18 protein-coding genes and 1 tRNA gene are annotated in these 15986 nt (G+C 71.2%); 6 read left to right on the forward strand and 13 right to left on the reverse strand.

All coding sequences use genetic code 11. The features are described 5' to 3' along the window. Positions 1-8: 8 nt before the first annotated feature. From nrdI to RC2_RS10435, 3 genes are all read right to left on the reverse strand, one after another. Entirely contained in the window at positions 9-494 is a 486-nt protein-coding gene (gene nrdI, locus RC2_RS10425; RefSeq protein ID WP_068149485.1) for a class Ib ribonucleoside-diphosphate reductase assembly flavoprotein NrdI, read from the reverse strand. A gap of 82 nt (positions 495-576) precedes the next feature. Next, a complete protein-coding gene (locus RC2_RS10430; protein WP_068149482.1) occupies positions 577-819 on the reverse strand; it encodes a redoxin NrdH in 243 nt (80 codons plus the stop codon). 315 nt (positions 820-1134) lie between these two features. Continuing rightward, entirely contained in the window at positions 1135-1692 is a 558-nt protein-coding gene (locus tag RC2_RS10435; RefSeq protein WP_068149479.1) for an NAD(P)H-dependent oxidoreductase, read from the reverse strand. A 93-nt stretch (positions 1693-1785) separates the two neighbouring features. On the opposite strand from RC2_RS10435, the gene RC2_RS10440 reads away from it, so the two are divergent. Then, the gene (locus RC2_RS10440; RefSeq protein WP_068149477.1) at positions 1786-2412 is read left to right on the forward strand and encodes a TetR/AcrR family transcriptional regulator; all 627 of its coding nucleotides are present in this window, start codon (positions 1786-1788) and stop codon (positions 2410-2412) included. Here the strand turns inward: RC2_RS10440 and RC2_RS10445 are convergent. Genes RC2_RS10445 through moaA form a run of 3 tightly spaced genes read right to left on the reverse strand, consistent with a single transcriptional unit; the run spans position 2401 to position 4479 of the window. Further along, positions 2401-3183 carry a fructosamine kinase family protein gene (locus tag RC2_RS10445; protein ID WP_082895562.1) on the reverse strand — a complete coding sequence of 261 codons (783 nt, stop codon included), beginning with the start codon at positions 3181-3183 and terminating at the stop codon, positions 2401-2403. The genes RC2_RS10440 and RC2_RS10445 overlap by 12 nt on opposite strands. A gap of 2 nt (positions 3184-3185) precedes the next feature. Then, positions 3186-3428: a MoaD/ThiS family protein gene (locus tag RC2_RS10450; RefSeq protein WP_068149470.1), complete on the reverse strand. Its 243-nt coding sequence runs from the start codon at positions 3426-3428 to the stop codon at positions 3186-3188. Continuing rightward, positions 3421-4479, reverse strand: coding sequence for a GTP 3',8-cyclase MoaA (gene moaA / locus RC2_RS10455; protein WP_068149467.1), 1059 nt, complete (start codon positions 4477-4479; stop codon positions 3421-3423). Before moaA ends, RC2_RS10450 begins: the two co-directional genes overlap by 8 nt. Positions 4480-4545: 66 nt before the next feature. On the opposite strand from moaA, the gene RC2_RS10460 reads away from it, so the two are divergent. The 3 genes from RC2_RS10460 to RC2_RS10470 are packed head-to-tail and all read left to right on the forward strand — an operon-like array spanning position 4546 to position 7126. Then, entirely contained in the window at positions 4546-5742 is a 1197-nt protein-coding gene (locus RC2_RS10460; protein ID WP_068149538.1) for a molybdopterin molybdotransferase MoeA, read from the forward strand. Further along, a complete protein-coding gene (gene moaCB / locus RC2_RS10465) occupies positions 5739-6716 on the forward strand; it encodes a bifunctional molybdenum cofactor biosynthesis protein MoaC/MoaB (RefSeq protein WP_281250870.1) in 978 nt (325 codons plus the stop codon). Before RC2_RS10460 ends, moaCB begins: the two co-directional genes overlap by 4 nt. After that, positions 6713-7126: a molybdenum cofactor biosynthesis protein MoaE gene (locus RC2_RS10470; RefSeq protein WP_068149464.1), complete on the forward strand. Its 414-nt coding sequence runs from the start codon at positions 6713-6715 to the stop codon at positions 7124-7126. The genes moaCB and RC2_RS10470 overlap by 4 nt, the downstream gene beginning before the upstream one ends. Here the strand turns inward: RC2_RS10470 and RC2_RS10475 are convergent. Next, entirely contained in the window at positions 7123-8139 is a 1017-nt protein-coding gene (locus RC2_RS10475) for a CobW family GTP-binding protein (RefSeq protein WP_068149461.1), read from the reverse strand. The genes RC2_RS10470 and RC2_RS10475 overlap by 4 nt on opposite strands. A 238-nt stretch (positions 8140-8377) precedes the next feature. On the opposite strand from RC2_RS10475, the gene RC2_RS10480 reads away from it, so the two are divergent. Then, entirely contained in the window at positions 8378-8749 is a 372-nt protein-coding gene (locus tag RC2_RS10480) for a histone-like nucleoid-structuring protein Lsr2 (RefSeq protein ID WP_068149458.1), read from the forward strand. 147 nt (positions 8750-8896) lie between these two features. Here the strand turns inward: RC2_RS10480 and RC2_RS10485 are convergent. Then, positions 8897-8969: transfer RNA gene (locus RC2_RS10485), tRNA-Ala, on the reverse strand. Positions 8970-9067: 98 nt separating this feature from the next. After that, a complete protein-coding gene (locus RC2_RS10490; RefSeq protein ID WP_139277339.1) occupies positions 9068-9820 on the reverse strand; it encodes a DsbA family protein in 753 nt (250 codons plus the stop codon). Positions 9821-9914: 94 nt separating this feature from the next. Between RC2_RS10490 and RC2_RS10495 the strand changes: the two genes are divergently transcribed. Continuing rightward, the gene (locus RC2_RS10495; RefSeq protein WP_068149454.1) at positions 9915-10655 is read left to right on the forward strand and encodes a VIT1/CCC1 transporter family protein; all 741 of its coding nucleotides are present in this window, start codon (positions 9915-9917) and stop codon (positions 10653-10655) included. On the opposite strand, the gene RC2_RS10500 is transcribed toward RC2_RS10495, so the two are convergent. The 4 genes from RC2_RS10500 to RC2_RS10515 all read right to left on the reverse strand — a co-directional run bounded on the left by RC2_RS10500 (position 10572) and on the right by RC2_RS10515 (position 15888). Beyond that, complete coding sequence (locus tag RC2_RS10500; RefSeq protein WP_068149451.1) at positions 10572-11891, reverse strand: MFS transporter; 1320 nt, start codon at positions 11889-11891, stop codon at positions 10572-10574. The two genes, RC2_RS10495 and RC2_RS10500, sit on opposite strands and share 84 nt — an antisense overlap. Further along, a complete protein-coding gene (gene pgm, locus RC2_RS10505; protein ID WP_068149448.1) occupies positions 11888-13528 on the reverse strand; it encodes a phosphoglucomutase (alpha-D-glucose-1,6-bisphosphate-dependent) in 1641 nt (546 codons plus the stop codon). The genes RC2_RS10500 and pgm overlap by 4 nt, the downstream gene beginning before the upstream one ends. A gap of 82 nt (positions 13529-13610) precedes the next feature. Next, entirely contained in the window at positions 13611-14252 is a 642-nt protein-coding gene (locus tag RC2_RS10510) for an LON peptidase substrate-binding domain-containing protein (protein WP_245811067.1), read from the reverse strand. Between the two features lie 79 nt (positions 14253-14331). After that, positions 14332-15888 carry a carboxylesterase/lipase family protein gene (locus tag RC2_RS10515; RefSeq protein WP_068149446.1) on the reverse strand — a complete coding sequence of 519 codons (1557 nt, stop codon included), beginning with the start codon at positions 15886-15888 and terminating at the stop codon, positions 14332-14334. Between the last annotated feature and the right edge of the window lie 98 nt (positions 15889-15986).

Consider the following 15986-nt stretch of genomic DNA (forward strand, 5'->3'; position numbering starts at 1 on the left):
CGTAACTCCTACGGGGTGGCGGTGATGATGCGGGACGTGTCTGCGGGCCGGGTGGCGTCACTCGGGTTCTCACCGTCGTGGCGGTCCCAGAACTGGGCGAGTCCCTCGCGGACGCGATCGACGTCCTCGGGAGTACCCATCAATTCGAAGCGGTAGAGATAGGGCACGCGGCACTTCGCGGCGATCACGTCACCGGCGAAGCAGTAGGACTCCCCGAAATTCGTGTTGCCGGCTGCGATGACGGCGCGGATCAGGGAGCGATTGTGGGGATCGTTGAGGAATCGGATGACCGGCTTCGGCACGTACGACGTGTCCCGGCCCGTGGCCGTGGTGCCACCGCCGTAGGTCGGCAGGATCAGCACGTACGGTCGATCGACGCGCAGTCCCCCGTCCCGCGACGAGACGGGGATCCGCGTGGCGGGCAGGCCCAGCTTGGCGACGAACCGGTGCGTGTTCTCCGACGCGCTCGAGAAGTAGACCAGCGACTCGGTCACGGTGCTCGCCTCCGGAACGATGGACGACGGATTCCGACGGACGGATGGTCTACGAACGGTCCTGCGGGCCGGGTGGGACCGTTCAGGCGGCGGCGGTGACGATCGACTTGATGCGGTCCGGACGGAAACCGGACCAGTGCTCGTCGCCGGCGACGACGACGGGAGCCTGGAGGTAGCCGAGTGCCATGACGTAGTCACGGGCCTCGGGGTCGAGCGAGATGTCCACCACGTCGTACTCGATGCCGGCGTTGTCGAGGGCGCGGTAGGTCGCCTTGCACTGGACGCACGCGGGCTTGGTGTAGACGGTGACGGTGGTGGCGCTCATGAGTGTCCTCGTTCTCTCGCGTGACGGTGTCGCGTTCTGGTGCGCGACCACAGGGCCGCCGACCCTCCGATCGGGCCCCCGAAGGTCCCGCTCTTCCCTGCCGCGGTTGCGGGCCCGACAGGGCCGACAACCTCGAAGTTCCGGGTCGAAGCCGTGGTGGCCTCTCGCTGTCCCAGACACTACACCTGGTGTCCGACAGAGCAAGGCAACACCACAACTTGTAATGACAGTCGTGGAATTACCTGGACAGAACCGGAAAATCACGGCGTGTCGCGACGGGTGGGCGCGTCGCGGAGACGCGCCCACCCGTCGTCGTCACGCGTCGACGAGCGCGGCGTCGAGAGCGGAGACGACGCCCGCGATGTCTCCGGCGATCTGTGAGTTGTCACGGGGATGCTTGCCGTCGATGGCCGACAGGATGCTGCCGATGGCCAGGTCGGCGTCGTCGAGCACGGTGGCACCGGCCACGCGCGCGGCCTTCGCGGTGTCGTCCTTGGCCCAGCGGGCGGCGTTCGCGCTCGGCGAGGAGCTGATGACCGCGGTCGGCTTGCCCTTGATCGCGCCGTCGCCGAACGGACGCGACGCCCAGTCGATGGCGTTCTTGAGCACGGCGGGGATCGTGCCGTTGTACTCCGGCGTCAGCAGCAGCACGGCGTCGGCGTCGCCCACGGCGGTGCGCAGGCGGTCGACGGCCGGGTGCGCGGCGAGGGCATCGGTGTTGTCGATGTCCTCGTTGTAGAAGGGAAGGTCTCCGAGGCCCTCGAAGATGTCCACCCGAACACCCTCGGGCGCCACGGACGCGGCGGTCTCGGCGAGGCGGCGGGTCACGGATTCGGCACGAAGACTGCCGACGAGGGCGATGACGCGAGACATGTGCGGTCCTTTCGCAGACGGTGGTGGATCGGGGGTACCCGATCCGTAACCGGACCATAGTCCACTTCATTCCCGGGTGCGTAAGCTGAGGGTGTGACAGACGCCCTGCTCCCCCTGGCGAACGGTGAAGCCGAACGCTGCGACGCGGCACGAAACCGCCGGTTGCTGCTCGATGCGGCCGTGGCGCTGGTCGACGAGCGCGGCCCGGACGGCCTCACCATGGACGCCGTCGCCGCCCGCGCCGGTGTGGGCAAGGGCACAGTGTTCCGCCGCTTCGGCAGCCGCGCCGGACTGATGCTGGCCCTGCTCGACCACACCGAGACCGCCCTGCAGCAGTCCTACATGTTCGGCCCGCCTCCCCTCGGGCCCGGCGCCCCGCCGCTCGACCGCCTCCTGGCCTACGGACGTGCACGGTTCGGCGTCGTCGAGGTCCAGGGCGAGCTCCTGCGTTCCGCCGAGAACTCCGGTTCCTCACGCTTCGCCGCCCCCGCCTGGGCCGTCGGCTTCACCCACGTGGCCAGTCTGCTGCGCGCCGCCGAGGTGCAGGGCGACGTCGAACTGCTCACCTACGCGGTCCTCGCGCCTCTCGAGGCCACGGTGGTCCTGCACCAACTGCGCGACGGCCGCATGACGCCCGAGCGCCTCGTGGCGGGCTGGGAGGACCTGGTCCTGCGTGTCACCCGGCCCGTACCGGCCGACACGCCGAGGTCACGCGAGTAGGCGCACCGTCTCCGCCGCGGCCGTCGCCAACGACTCGCCGTAGCTGCGCCCGTGTCCCGCCGCGTGCACCGCGAGCGGATGGAGCTGGTGGAGCGCCGTCCGCTCCTCCCACCCGTCGTCGAGCCTGCCGGCGTCGCGGTAGCCCTCGTGGATCGCGGTGAGGAACGGGCAGCCGAACAGGGCCAGCATCGCCAGGTCCGTCTCGCGATGACCACCGTGCGCCGCCGGATCGATGAGCACCACCCCGTCCGGTGACCACAGGACGTTGCCGGTCCACAGATCGCCGTGGATCCGGTCTGCACCACCCACCGGATTCGCGACGCCCGACGCCACGAGCGCGCAGGCGCGCTCCACCAGGGCGGCCTCGTCGGCGGTCACCGTGCCCTCGTCCACCGCCACCCGCAGGTACGGCAGCACCCGCTCGGCCGCGTAGAACTCACCCCACGACGCGTGCACGGTCGACGTCATCGTGCGGTTGCCGATGAAGAGGGTCCCGTCGATGCCGTCGGGTGGGCAGCCGAACCCCCGAGCGCCGGCGGCGTGCGTGCGCGCCAGCATGCGCCCGAACTCCTCGGCCGCCTCGCGCGTCGGCCGCGCGGCCGGGACGCGCTCGAGGCGGATGTGCTCGCGGTCGACCTCGATCACCCGTGCGGTCCGCGCTCCCCCGTCGGCCAACCACGCCAGACCGGCCGCCTCGGCGGGGAAGAAGTTCGGGTGGGCGTCCGGACGCCGTTTGACGACGTCGTCACGAGACCCGCCGTCCCCGCGCACGGTCAGCCGCCCGCGAAGGGCGGGAGGACGTCGACGCGCGGACCGACCGTGCGGGCGTCGTCGCGGATCATCTCGTCGCCGACGAGGAAGACGGCGACGTCCAGGACGGGTGCGAGGCGCGGACCGTGGCGTGCGGACAGCAGGGCCTTGAGTTCGCCGACGGTGAGGTCCGGCGTCGCGTCGAGCGTCTCGGCGGAGGTGCCCGCCGCATCGGCGGCCCCGGCGAAATAGCGCACCTCAACCACCGATGGCCCCCATGGATCGCTCGGGCGGGACGAACCCGGCGTCGTCCATGCCGTGGCCGGCGCTCTTCTCCCACATCGCACCGCGCCAGAGGTCGGCGATCTCGGAGTCGTCGGCGCCGCGGCGCAGCACCGCGCGCAGGTCGGTCTCGACGTCGCTGAACAGGCACGATCGGACGGTGCCCTCCGCGGTGAGCCGGGTGCGGTCGCAGTCCGAGCAGAAGGATCGAGTGACGGACGCGATGATGCCGACGGTCGCCGGGCCGCCGTCGACGGTCCACTCCTCCGCGGGTGCCGACGGATCGGACCGGCCGATCTCCGTCAGGTCGACGTGCTCGCGCAGGACGCCCAGCAGTTCCTCGGCAGGCACCATCGTCGAGCGGGCCCACTCGCGGTCGGCGTCGAGCGGCATCTGCTCGATGAACCGCAGCGCCACCCCCCGCTCGAGGCACCACGCGAGCAGGTCGGCCGCACCCGCGAGCGTCTCGCGCATGAGGACGGCGTTGATCTTGACCGGCGTCAGGCCCGCGGCCACCGCCGCATCGATGCCCGCGAGGACGGCCGGGAGTCGGTCGCGTCGGGTCAGCGCGGCGAAGTGCGCGCGGTCGACCGTGTCGAGGGAGATGTTCACGCGCCCGAGCCCGGCCTGCACGAGCGCCGCGGCGCGGCGGTCGAGACCGATGCCGTTGGTGGTCATCGACAACGCCACACCCGGCGCGGCCGCCGCGGACCGGGCCACGATGTCGACGATGTCCTTGCGTACCAACGGTTCCCCGCCGGTGAATCGCACCTCCCGGACGCCGAGTTCGCGGTGTGCGACCCCGACCAGCCGGGCGATCTCGGCAGCACTCAACACCTGCTCGGCGTCCAGCCCGGGCAGTCCCTCGGCGGGCATGCAGTAAGTACAGCGCAGCGAACACTTCTCCGTCACCGAGATGCGCAGATCACGAGCCACGCGGCCGAAGCGGTCCAGCAGGACCGGCACGTCGGGGCGGTCGGCCACCGAGGGGCGCCGACCCGGCAGGCGGGGAATTCCCATGCTCACCACCGTCACCGGTCTCACCTCCTCGTTCCGTCGCGGCTGTCCCGTCCGAGTATGCCCGGCTCCTACGATGTACCGATGACGCAGGGGCACAGCACACGTTCGGTCGCCGACCACGCCGCCACGGTCGACCGGCTGATCCGGACCGCACTGGCCCGCCGCGGACCGGACACCGTCGCCGTGGAGGATGCCCACGGACGCGTCGCCCACACCGATCTGCGCGCCCTGATCGACGTCCCGTCCTTCCGGAACTCGCAGATGGACGGGTACGCGGTGGATGCCGCCGCGGTGGCGACGGTCCCCGTCGAGCTCGACGTCACCGGGGTCGTCGCCGCAGGAGACGACGGCGGTGACGCGCACGTCCCCGGCACGGCCCGCAAGATCATGACCGGCGCCCCCGTCCCCCGCGGGGCCGACGCGATCGTCCCGGTCGAGGACACCGACGCCGTCGGTGGGCGGGTCCGCATCGGGCGGTCCCGACGGGCCGGCGAGTTCGTGCGCGAGCAGGGCAGCGACGTCCGGGTGGGCGAGGTCGTCGTCCCGGCGGGGACGCGACTCGACGCGCGCCACGTGGGCGCGATCATCGCCGTCGGCCACGCGAGCGTGGCGGTGCGGCCCCGACTGCGGGTGGCGGTCATCGCCACCGGAGCCGAATTGGTCGCGCCCGGAACGGAGCCCGGGCCCGGGTGCCTGTACGACTCCAACGGGCCCACCCTCGCCGCCGCGGCGATCGCCGACGGCGCGGACGTGACCGTCCGGACTCGCAGCACCGACTCCGCCGAGCACTTCGCCGCCCTGCTCGACGACGCGCTGACCCGGGCGGACGTCGTCGTCACGTCCGGCGGGGTGTCGATGGGCGACTTCGAGGTCGTCCGCGACGTCCTCGGACCGCGTGGCGGCACCTTCGGCCACGTGGGCATGCAGCCGGGCGGGCCACAGGGGTGGACCGACCTGGACGGCACTCCCGTGATCAGCTTCCCCGGCAACCCGGTGAGCACTCTGGTCTCGTACCTGATCTTCGCCCGGCCGGTCCTCCGCGACCTCGCCGGACTGCCGGCCCTGCGTCCCGACGACGCGACCCTGGTGGAGGCCGTGCGCTCGATCCCCGGCAAGCGTCAGTTCCTGCGCGGCCGACGCACCCCGGGCGGGATCACCACCTCGGGTCCCGGCTCGCACCTGGTGGCCTCCATGGCCGCCGCGGACGTCCTCGTCGACCTCCCCGAGGACACCACCGACCTTCCCGCGGGCGCCACTGTGCGAGTGTGGCCCCTGTGAACGAGTCCGGTCTGTCCCACGTCGATTCCGACGGCCGCGCGCGCATGGTGGACGTCGGCGCCAAACGGGAGACGACGCGCGTCGCCGTGGCCGCCGGAGTGCTGCGAACGACGCCCGAGGTGGTCGCGCTGGTCCGCGCCGACGGTCTGCCGAAGGCCGACGTCCTGTCCACCGCCCGGATCGCCGGCATCGGCGGGGCGAAGAAGACCTCCGAGTTGATTCCGCTGTGCCACCCGCTGCCGTTGACGTCGGTGTCGATCTCGTTCGACCTGTCCGACGACTCCATCGCCATCGAGGCGACCGCGGGCACCACCGGCCGGACCGGGGTGGAGATGGAAGCGCTGACGGCCGTCGCGGTGGCCGGATTGACGTTGCACGACATGGTGAAGGCGGTCGACCCCGCTGCGGTGCTCGACGGAATTCGGTTGCTGCGCAAGGAAGGCGGCAAGCGCGGGGTGTGGACGCGGGACGAACCCGCCCTGCCTCCCGCCCCGCTCGGCGATCGGACGGCAGTGGTGGTGGTCGCCTCGACGGCCGGCGCCGCGGGCACCCGTGAGGACACGACCGGACCCCGCCTCGTCTCCTGGCTCACCGAGCGCACCTTCGACGTGCGCGGGCCGGTGGTGGTGGCCGACGCCGACATCGCGGCCGGACTGCAGGACGCGCTCGACGGCGGACCCGCGCTGATCGTCACCACCGGCGGTACGGGCGTCTCCCCCACCGACGCCACGCCCGAGGCGACGCGCGTGATCCTCGATCGCGAGCTGCCCGGCGTCGCCGAGGAGATCCGCCGCGTGGGACTGGGCGCGACCGTGCACGCCTCGATGAGCCGCGGGCTGGTCGGCGTGGCCGGACGCACGGTCGTGGTCAACCTGCCGGGGTCTCCGGGCGGCGTGAAGGACGGCCTCTCCGTCCTCGACCCGATTCTCGATCACCTGATCGCGCAGGTGCGCGGCGGAGGAGCTCACGAATGACATCCGTACTCGCCCGCATCTCCGCCGAACCGATCGATCCGGCCACCGTGTCGGACTTCGTCGCCGGACCGACTCACGGTGCGGTGCTGGTGTTCTGGGGCGTCGTCCGCGATCACGACGGCGGCCGCTCGGTGTCCGCGCTCGAGTACCAGGCCCATCCCGAGGCCGAGGCGTTCCTGCGTCGCTGCTGTGACGACGCCGCGGCAGCGTCCGGGTTGCCGACGGCCGCCGTCCACCGGGTCGGCGACCTGACCATCGGGGACACCGCGCTCGTCGCGGCCGTGGCCGCGCCCCACCGCGACGCCGCGTTCGACGCGCTGGAGACGCTGGTGGACCGCATCAAGTCCGAGGTGCCCATCTGGAAGCGTCAGCGCTTCCCCGAGGGCACCAGCGAGTGGGTCGGACTCTAGATTCCCTGCTCCCGCAGGTAGCGGTGCACGACGAGCATCTCCTCGTCCGTCGCGGGGCGGTCCCGCACCACACCCTGGATGGCCGCGTCGACGTCGTCGTCCATCCCCGCGCCGAGGAAGACCAGGGCGGTGCTCCCCCGCGTCGGCGCCCGCTCGATCACGATGTGCCGACCGACCGTCTGCAGCAGGAATCGACCCCGGCCCGTCGTGAAGCGGACGAAGCCCTTCGATCGGTAGAGGCCCGCCGGCGGGTCCTCGAGCAGCGCGATCAGCGCGCGCGGGTCGACGTGGCGCGTCGTCTCCACCGCCACGCTGCGGTAGGTGTCGTGCAGATGCTCGTGATGCGCGTCGTGGTCGTGGTCGTCCTCGCGGAGGAGGTCGTCGAGGCTGAGCTGGCGGGGCCCGTCGTCCTCCGTCCGCTCCGGCGGGTCGAGCAGCAGGGCCACGTCGACCCGCCCGTGCTCGGTGATCACCACCGGCGCGCCCGGGGCGTGCCGGCGGACGAGGTTCACCATGGACGCCCGGCCGTCGTCACCCACCAGGTCGCTCTTGTTGACCACCACCAGGTCGGCGAACGCCAGGTGCTGCGCCAGATCCGGGTGCCGCTCCACCGAATCCGTCATGTTCACGGCGTCCACCACCACGACGAGCCCGCCGTACCGCACTCCGGCGTGCGAGCTGCCGAGCACCATGCGAATGAGGGCACGGGGCTCCGCGAGTCCGCTGGCCTCGATGACGACGGCGTCGACCGGGGAGCTCGGTCCGGTGAGCGTGCCGAGCATCTCGTCCAGGTCCTCGCTGTCGACGGCGCAGCACAGACACCCGTTTCCGAGCCCGATCACGGAGTCGACCTGCCCGGCCACGAGCATGGAATCGATGTCGATCGAGCCGAAGTCGTTGACGATCACTCCGAGGCGAATGCCGCGGTTACGGCGAAGGACGTGATTGAGCATGGTGGTCTTGCCGGAGCCGAGGTAGCCGGCGACGAGAACGACGGGAACCGTACCGGGCATGCAGAGAGGGTACCGTCGGCATGAGCGTGGCTGGGCCACCGGCCGATCCGGCCGACTGTCGCGTCTCGTGCCATTATCGTCGGTCGTTCGTGACCGCGACGAGATCTCGATCCTGTCTCCCGTGCCGGGCTCGAAAAGCCTGTCGGACAGCATCTTCGAGGGAGTCGAGCCGCGTCTCCGCGCACATTTCCGACCGTGTAGTCTTCCCGGAACATTGCGGTCGACGAAAAGAGCGGGAATGGCGAAGAAGGTCGTGATCGAACTGGTCGACGATATCGATCGGACTCTCTTGGGTGACGACGGTGAACACATCGTCTTCGCCGTCGACGGGGTCGACTACGAAATCGACCTCGGTCCCGACAATGCCGCCGAATTCCGACGCATTCTCGCGCCGTATCTCGACCACGCGACGCGGGTGACGTCGTCGGCCCGGTCGACGTCCCGGTCGGGCGCACGTCGGACCACGGCGGAGTCGACGGGCCGCCGGCGTCGATCGCCCGAATCCGCCCGCGCCGTGCGGGACTGGGCCGCGGGCGCCGGCTACACGCTCGCACCGCGGGGGCGCATCCCCGCCGAGGTGCAGCAGGCGTACGAGGCCGCGCACGCCTGACCCGACCTGCGCGGCTGCACACGACTGCGCCGAACCGGCGGGATCCCGCCCGTTCACCCGACCTGTGTGCCGCTGAGCAGGCCCTGGTCCGCCCCGCATACGACGACACCCCCTCCCGACGATGTCGAGAGGGGGTGTCGTGATCGGTGGAGCTAAGGGGACTCGAACCCCTGACCCCCACACTGCCAGTGTGGTGCGCTACCAGCTGCGCCATAGCCCCGGATCACCGGACGAGTTCGTCCGGTGAACACTGGAGAAAAAGTTACACCATGCCCATCGGGGCACCAAATCGCCTGGCCGCTGCGCAATCACGCCCGGTCAGCCGAGGTTCGCGACCCAGTCGCTGTTCTGGGTGTCCACCACCGCGCCGTCGACCAGCACGGTCGGCGTGCCGCGACCGCCCGCTGCCGCCAGCGCCTGACTGCCGGTGGCCGCGCTCTGCGCCGCGGCGTCCACGCGGGAGCCGTCGGTGATGCAGGAGACCGCCTCGTCCGAGGCACCCGACTCCCGAGCGCGGTCCGCGAGCTCGGCGTCTGTGCGGTCGGTGCTGCCCTTCTCCTCCGGCTTGAAGTCCGCGGAGAACAGCGCGGCGTGGAATGCGGAGAACACGGGGCCGTCGCCGGTGGCCGCCATACACTGCGACGCCGCCACGGCCCGCGTGCTGTAGGTGCCGCTCGGCGAGAGCTGGTTGAGGAAGTCGAGCATGTGGTACCGGACGGTGATGGCGCCCTCGTCGATCTTCTGCGCGAGCTCCTGACCGTGGACCTGCTCGAGTTCGGCGCAGTACGGGCACATCGCATCCTCGAAGATGTCGACCGTCCGGGTGGCCGACGGCAGCCCCAGTGTGATCACCCCGTCCGCGTCCACCGCGGCGACGACGTCGGGGTTCTTCACCGTGCCGTACCCGTCGGCCCGCGGGGCGGTCCGGGAGTTCTGCCACAGCACGCCCCCGATGACGACGGCCGCGATGACCAGCAACGCGAGACCGCCCAACACGTACGTGGAGGCGGACGACGACTTCTGCGGGGTGTACTTCGACGACCCGGGGTTCTTCGCGTTCACGGCGTTCATGGTGCCACGGGGGCCTGATACCACCCTGAAAGCGCAGCTGAGGGTAGCCGATACTTGCTGGCAGCGCAGCGGAACCGGGCGTAGTTTCTCGACCGTGACCACAGCTCAGGACTCCGACGGATCGGCCCCCATCGTTCCCCACGACGTCGACCACTCCCACGCCGACGTCTCCGGCGGCTGGCTGCGCGCGGCGACGTTCGGTGCCATGGACGGCCTGGTGACCAACACCTCGCTCATCGCGGGCGTCGGGGGCGCCGGCGTCACGACGCACACGCTGGTCCTCAGCGGCGTGGCGGGCCTGGTGGCCGGCGCGTTCTCGATGGCGCTGGGCGAGTACACCTCCGTCACCACGCAGAACGAGCAGATCGACGCCGAGGTGCTCACCGAGCGTGCCGCGTTCCGGAAGTACCCGGACGCCGAGGAGGCCGAACTGGTGGACATGCTCACCGACATGGGCATGACCCGCGACACGGCGACGACTGCCGCCCGCGAGATCCACACGGACTCCGACCGCGCCGTCGATCTGCACATCTCCCGCGAGCTGGGCATCGACCCGCACGAGAAGCCGTCGCCGTGGGTGGCCGCCGGGTCGTCGTTCGTGCTGTTCTCGATCGGCGCGATCATCCCGCTGATCCCGTTCCTGCTGGGATACGCCTCGCTCGCGGCGGGACTCGCGTGCGGCGGCGTCGGCCTCCTGGCGGCGGGCGCGATCGCCGCACACTTCACCGCGCGGTCGACGGTGCTGGGCGCACTACGGCAGCTGGTTCTCGGCGGACTGGCCGTCGCCGCGACGTACGCGGTCGGCTCGCTGATTGGCGTCGGCGTCGCGGGCTGACCCGGATCCGGAGTCGGCGGGCTCCGCGACGAGCGGACGACCGATGGTGTCGGGCACGACCGACCAGCCCACCGCGGCGACCAGCAGAATGGCCCCGGACGTCCCGAACGCCCACGCATAGGACAGCTCCTCGACCAGCACCCCGGCGACGAGCGGGCCGATGACGGACCCGACGTCCATCGCCATCTGGAACGCCGCCAACACCGGACCTCCGCGTGCGCGTGACCCCACGAGGTCGGCCACCGCGGCCTGCTGGGTCGGTGTGATCAGACCCGAACCCACGCCCGCCACGAAGGTGAGCACCAGGAACACCACCGTCGACCCGGACACCCCCATGCCGGCCGTCGTCGCACCGCAGACCGCCAGGCCGACGATCAGGAAGGGCTTGCGGCCGTGGCGGTCCGACCACCGACCCGCCGGGACGAGCACCACGGCGTTGCCGACGGCGAACACCGCGAGCGCGATGGCCGCCATCGAATCCGGTTGGTTCAGTGCGCCGACGACGAAGAGCGGCACGATCGCCGTGCGGACCCCGAACACGGCCCACCCGTTGGCGAAGTTGGACAACAACGCCGACCGGTAGATCGGCGACCGGACCGCGTCGGCGAACCGCACGGCGACGGGCGCCGAGTCGAGGTCCACGTCCTTCACCGGGCTGCGCAGACCGACCGCGACGACGGCCGCGGCGATCACGAGCGTCACGGCGTAGAACACGAACGGCGCTCGCAGTCCGCCGATCTCGAGGACCACCCCGCCCACGAACGGTCCCAGCACGGTGCCGGCGAGGAAACTCGACGCGTACATCCCCGACACCCGGCCGCGCCGGTCCGGCGGCGCGATACGGATCAGGAGCCCGAGCGCCGACACTGTGAACATGGTCGAGCCGATGCCGCCGAGCGACCGGAACAGCAGCAGTTGCCAGTACGTCTGCGCGACGGCGCACAGTCCCGTCGACACGGCGACGACGGTCAACCCGGTGATGTAGACCCGTCGTTCGCCGATGCGCTGGACGAGCGCCCCGGACGCGGGCGCGAACAGCAACCGAGTGGCGGCGAACGCGCTGATGATCGCCGTCGCCGCGAACTCGGTGACTCCGAAGTTCCGAGCGAAGCCCGGCAGAGCGGGTGCGACGATGCCGAATCCCAGCGCGATGACGAACGCCGCCGAGATCAGGATCCGGATGTCCCGATCGGTCGAACCGCGAGCCGGAGAGCTCGGGGACTCCGGCCGAGTCACGCTCCGGACAGCACGGACGACACCAACTCGCGCGCCGCCGCCTGCACCTCGGCGAGGTGGTCGTCACCACGGAACGATTCGGCGTAGATCTTGTAGACGTTCTCGGTGCCGGACGGGCGCGCGGCGAACCACGCGCTGTCCGTGGTCACCTTCAGCCCGCCGAGCGCGGCCCCGTTACCGGGTGCCGTCGTCAGCGTCGCGGTGATGGGCTCGCCGGCCAGCTCGGTGGCGGTGACCTGCTCCGCCGAGAGCTTCGCCAGCACGGCCTTCTGCTCCCGCGAGGCGGGGGCGTCGGTCCGCGCGTACGACGGAGCGCCGTGGCGGTCGGCCAACGCGGCGTACCGCTGCGACGGGGTCTCGCCGGTGACGGCGGTGATCTCGGAGGCGAGCAACGCCAGGACGATGCCGTCCTTGTCGGTCGTCCACACGGATCCGTCGCGCCGCAGGAACGATGCGCCGGCGCTCTCCTCCCCGCCGAAACCGAGTGTGCCCGTGACCAGTCCGTCGACGAACCACTTGAACCCGACCGGCACCTCGACCAGTCGGCGATCCAGCGCCGCCACCACCCGGTCGATCATCGACGAGCTCACCAGTGTCTTGCCCACCGCCGTGTCCGCCGACCAGTCCGGTCGGTGCGAGAACAGGTAGTCGATCGCGACGGCGAGGTAGTGGTTCGGGTTCATCAGCCCGCCGTCGGGCGTGACGATGCCGTGTCGATCCGCGTCGGCGTCGTTGCCGGTGGCGATGTCGTAGCGGTCGCGCACCTCGATGAGCGAGGCCATCGCGTTCGGCGACGAGCAGTCCATGCGGATCTTGCCGTCGGTGTCGAGCGTCATGAAGCGCCACGTGGCGTCGACGAGCGGGTTGACGACCTCGAGGTCGAGCCGATGACGCTCGGCGATCGCGCCCCAGTAGTCGACCGCCGCGCCGCCGAGCGGGTCGGCGCCGATGCGCACGCCGGCGGATCGCACGGCGTCGAGGTCGAGGATGGACGGAAGATCGTCGACGTACGTTCCCAGGTAGTCGTACTTCTCGGCGGACTGCGCCAGCGCCCGCGCGAGCGGCACGCGCCGCACGGACGAGACGCCCTGCCGCAGAATCTCGTTGGCGCGTGCGGCGATGACCGAGGTCGCGTCGCTGTCGGCAGGACCACCGTTGGGCGGGTTGTACTTGAATCCGCCGTCGCGGGGCGGATTGTGCGACGGCGTGACGACGATGCCGTCCGCCTGCGCCGCGGGCCCGGAGGCGTTGTGCCGCAGGATCGCGTGACTCACGGCCGGCGTGGGGGTGTACCGGTCCGCCGAATCGATCAGCACGGCAACGTCGTTCGCGGCGAGCACCTCCAGCGCCGAGGCCCAGGCCGGCTCGGACAACGCATGGGTGTCCCGGCCGAGGAACAGCGGACCCGTGATGCCCTGCTCGGTGCGGTACTCGACGATGGCCTGCGTGGTGGCCACGATGTGGTCCTCGGTGAACGCCGCGTCCAGGCTCGATCCACGGTGCCCGGACGTGCCGAACACCACCTGCTGATCGGGGTTCTCGGGGTCCGGCTTCTGCGTGTAGTACGCGGTGACCAGGTGCGGAAGGTCCACCAGATCGGACGGCTCCGCGCGTCGTCCCGCTCGCTCGTGCGCCACGTTCGTTCTCCTCGCTGCCGACGACTCGTGTCGACCCTGCCGACTGGGGTCGATCCTGTCGACTCCGTCGAACCTCTCGACCCTATCCCCGCGAGAACTCGGCGACGGCAGTGACGTCCTCGACCGCCGACGCCAGTACCCGCAGCCGCTCCCCCGGCGTCTCCGCCGTGAGGACCTTCGCGCGGTCCGCCGACCCCAGCGGCAACGACGACGCGAACTCCCACAGGGACGTCGGTTCGCCGTACGCCCCGGCCGGATCGAGCACCGGCGTCTCCGGCGGCGGCAGGTCACGACGTTCGGAGATGTCGCGGAGGACGTCGAACAATCGCTCGGTGAGGTCGCGCACCTGCTCGTACTGCTCGTCGCGGGCGGGCTCGTGGTCGGAGTCCGGCCAGTCCTCGACAGTGGCGCGCGGATACGGATCGTCCGGCAGCCATTCGAGGACGCGGATGCGGTGGAGCCCGGTGCACTCGAGCACGTACCGACCGTCGGGCGTCTGCACCGCCTGGTCGACCCGAACCATCACCCCGGCCGTTCCGCGGACGTCACCGCCGCCGACCTCGTGGCCCCGCTCGATCAGCACCACCCCGAACTGCGCGTCGCCGACGACGATGTCCTCGATCATCGCGCGGTACCGCGGCTCGAAGACGTGCAGCGGGAGCGCATCACCGGGCAGGATCACGCTGCCGAGCGGAAACATCGGCAGCGGCGAGTGGGTGGTCACCCTCTCCACTGTGCCACTGCCACCGCCCGAATCGTGTGCGGAAATCCGTGTACAGCACGGACTACTGCACACGATCGGGTCAGGAGACGCCCGCCCAGAACCCGCACCGGTGGACGTCGGCGACGTCGGTGACCGGCTCGGCGCGGTCCCGGTCGAACTGCAGGGCGGGGTTGCCGGGGGCACCGGAGTCCGGCCACGCGGGCAGGCCGGGGCCGTTGGGGTCGCCGGTGTGCGCGAAGGTCGCCCAGGTCCGCTTCATGCGGTCGGCGAGGGCGGCGGCGGAGCCCGTCCACGGCACCGGGATGCCACCGAGCCGGGAGAACAGGTAGGGCACGTCGGCGGCGTGGAACGCCCCGGGCAACAGCGGACCACCGCGGGCGAGCGGCGCCTCGGTGAAGCGGTACTGCCAGACCCGCGCGCCACCGGCTCGGGCCGCGTCCGCCGTGACGACGGTCGGGCACGCGAACAGCGAATCGGTCCACACCGCGGACAGGGCGTCGGCCGACGTCGGGTAGGAGTCCACGGGGTAGGCGGCCAGGATCGCGTCCGCGTCCTCGGGATACACCTCGCGCACGGACGCGGCGACACTCTCGGCCGTGGGCACGCGACCGGCGAGGTAGTCGAAGAGGACGACGAAGGTACCACCCTCCTCGGAGTTGCTGCCCATCAGGATCGGGACGTCGGCGGAGGCACCGGCCCGCAGTGCACCCTCCGGCGTGTCCGTGAGCACGACGCCGTCCACCACCGGTGTCCACGTCGCGTTCGGGCTCGTGAACTTGTGCGTGGTGGACTCCAGCAACCGGTCGACCGGGAGGCCGCGGAGGCAGGCGAGTCGCCCCGGACCGTCGCCGCATCCCATCTCCTCGGCGAAGGCGGCGCCCCGGGCGAAGGCGACCTCGCGACTCGGGGGCACGAGCGGGCTCCGCGAACACGGCCCGCTCTGCACGATCGCCTTCCGGAACAGTCCGGCCGAGCGCGGCGACGCCAGGTGCGTGCACACGCTCATCCCGCCCGCGGATTCGCCGAAGATCGTGACGTTCGACGGGTCGCCGCCGAACGCGGCGATGTTGTCCCGCACCCACCGCAGCGCGAACTGCTGATCCTCGATGCCCTGATTACCCGTCGCCCCACCGGATTCGGCGGCGAGCTCGGGCAGCGCGAGGAACCCGAACGACCCGACGCGATAGTTCGGGATCGCGACGATCACGTCGCCGTCGCGGACCAGCTGGGACGGCGAGTCGTACTGCGTCGTGTTGCCGACGACGAACGCGCCGCCGTACAGGTACACCATCACCGGGAGCGATCGGCCCGCGGCGTTCGGCGGAACGTAGAGGTCGATGCCGAGGCAGTCCTCCGAGTTCGTCGGCAGCACGGGAATCGGCGGCAGCACGGGGTTCGTCGGCAGGTCCGGCAGCGGCACCGCCTGCGGGCACTGATCGTCGTGCCGGATCGCCTCTCGGACCCCGGTCCACCCCGGCGCCGGCCGCGGCGAGGCGTACCGGTCGGCCACCGCCATCGGCACGCCGAAGTACTGGTCGATGCCGTCCCGCGAGAAGCCGGAGATGGCGCCGCCGGCCACCGTCACGACCGGAACGGCGAACGCCGGACCCGCGGTCAGCGTCGAGGCCAGGGCCACCGTGGCGACGAGAACGCCGAGACGGCGCAGCAGAACAGGACGCGGCCGAACAGAGCGTGGCCGAACAGAGCGTGGCCGAACAGAGCGCAGTGACACCA

Source organism: Rhodococcoides corynebacterioides NBRC 14404 (assembly GCF_001894765.1).
Classification (GTDB): Bacteria; Actinomycetota; Actinomycetes; order Mycobacteriales; family Mycobacteriaceae; genus Rhodococcoides; species Rhodococcoides corynebacterioides.